Genomic DNA, 1,878 nt, shown 5'->3' with positions numbered 1-1,878 from the left:
CCCTCGAAGTAAAGAGAATCGTCCAGCGGTACGACTTGCACTTGGGGATCGTTGTGGGCACTGCGCAGCAAATCGGCAGCCGAAGCCCGATAACGGCGTCTTGCGAGTGCGTTCCCGATCTCGAGCAGAATTGCCGTCGTGGTAATTACCTGGCGTTCCTCAAAGAGATCTGTGAGCCTGAATGGCCCGCTCATGGTACTGGTCACCGGGTACTGTCAAGGCGATGGAGAAGGAGGAGTCGAGAAAAACCTCATTCAAGAGTGGTCTCCGTAGAGGTACTCCTCAAATCGCTCGGACCAATCGGCAGGACCCTCCAGCTTCATCGAGCGGGCAGTTCGGAAGAAGGAGCCCCATTCCTCGGCTTTGCCCTCTTTCTGCTCCTTCAAGGCAGCCAAGGTATCGAAGTCCAATTCCTCAAGGGCCTCCAGAATCGCTTCGATGTCCCTGACTGCACCAGGATTCTCCCGCCGCAATCTTTCCAGTTTCTCGACAACTCGGGACCACTCTGGGTATTGTCGGCACAGGGCTGCGAACGCCGGATCTGCTTTGACGCGCTCAAGCCTCTCAAGCTTCTCCAGAATCGTCATCGTTTCCACCTTCCTCGTAGGCTGCCGACTCTTAACCTCGGACGAAACCACAGCGTTCGATTGTACCAGCTTCGTCTCACTGCGCGGGCTCGGCTCGTCAGCGGCTTAGGGTGACCGCAGACTGGGATCTGTACTACTATCAGGAGGTCACCCCAGCCAAACCCCTTTGTTTACGGGGTTTTTTGCCGTCCCGAGTACGCACTGTAGATAGTTTTGTAGATGCTCCGTGCACTACATTCGCGAGCAGAACTACTGTAAACTATTGAAAATAAATGATTTAACCCTACGGCGTTTTCTGCTCCCAAGGCAGAACCCGAAAAATCCCGCAAATGCCCGAAAATGATGCGCACCGAAAGCGAGTTGGTACTGAAGAGCCGCCGCGTGGTTCCCGGACGCCTGCTGGAGGGCGGTTTCACGTTCAACCATCCCACCTGGAAAGGGGCGGCCCAAGACCTCCGCCGGCGTTGGGGAGATCGCAACGCTTCGGAGTAAGGGGAATGACGAACTCAGCCAGTGGCCCATTGGAAACACCTGGAATCACTTTTTCAGCAAGCCGTCAAACCCTGCTGCCAGGACGGGCGTCATAAGGGTGACGGACGGAAGAGTCAGGACCTGACGTGAGAGTGAAGCTGAGACATGGACGGCTGGCCAAGCAACTGGCCCGCAGCCGCATGAGCCAGAACGCCTGGGCCCTCAAGCTGGGACTCAGCCGAGGACACCTCTCTAATCTGGTCAACGGCAAACGCCCTTACCCAGGTCCCGCCACCCGGCGCAAGCTGATGAAGGGGCTGCAACTTTCCTTCGAGGATCTCTTCGAAGTCGAACTCGACGAGTCGCCCACAGGAGCCCGAAACCGCCCCCGGCCAACCGGCTTCCGTTTCCGTCCAGCAACGCCATGGAAGGACTGGAGGAAAGGGGAGACGATGCAGACCCTCAAACAGGACGTGCTTTACGCCCTTCGCATGCTGACACGCCACCCGGCATTCACGGCCGTGGCCGTTTTGACGCTGGCTCTGGGAATCGGGGCCAACACCGCCATCTTCAGCGCCGTGCACGCGGTGCTGCTGAGCGGACCGCCCTATCCCGACGCCGAGCGGCTGTCCGTACTGCAAGTGGACGTGCAAACGCCGGGCGGAAGCCTCGACCACTGGTCCTATCCGCTCTTTGACGACTTCCGCGCCCGGGCCCGCCAGACCCTGCCCGGTGTGGCCGCCTACACCCGCTCGACGCGCGCCTACAGCCTGGCCGGGGGCGAGACGCCTCAGAAGGTCGAGGCGGAGTTCGTCTCAGC

3 protein-coding genes and 1 pseudogene are annotated in these 1,878 nt (G+C 59.4%); 2 read left to right on the top strand and 2 right to left on the bottom strand.

Features of this window, described 5'->3' with window-relative positions:
* Positions 1 to 194, bottom strand: a 194-nt coding sequence (locus VLU25_07225; GenBank protein HSR67715.1) for a hypothetical protein, incomplete at its 3' end; no start/stop codon positions are given.
* Between the two features lie 60 nt (positions 195 to 254).
* Positions 255 to 638: a hypothetical protein gene (locus VLU25_07220; GenBank protein ID HSR67714.1), complete on the bottom strand. Its 384-nt coding sequence runs from the start codon at positions 636 to 638 to the stop codon at positions 255 to 257.
* A 288-nt stretch (positions 639 to 926) separates the two neighbouring features.
* Between VLU25_07220 and VLU25_07215 the strand changes: the two are divergent.
* Together VLU25_07215 and VLU25_07210 are read left to right on the top strand one after the other, a co-directional pair.
* Positions 927 to 1,079, top strand: a pseudogene (locus tag VLU25_07215) (DUF1731 domain-containing protein).
* Positions 1,080 to 1,204: 125 nt separating this feature from the next.
* The coding region (locus VLU25_07210; GenBank protein HSR67713.1) for a hypothetical protein at positions 1,205 to 1,878 on the top strand (674 nt) is incomplete at its 3' end.

The organism is Acidobacteriota bacterium (assembly GCA_035471785.1).
GTDB lineage: Bacteria > Acidobacteriota > UBA6911 > RPQK01 > DATIPO01 > JANQFM01.
The sequence above is the reverse complement of the archived record's forward strand: the minus strand, read 5'-3'. Positions and strand labels throughout refer to the sequence as shown.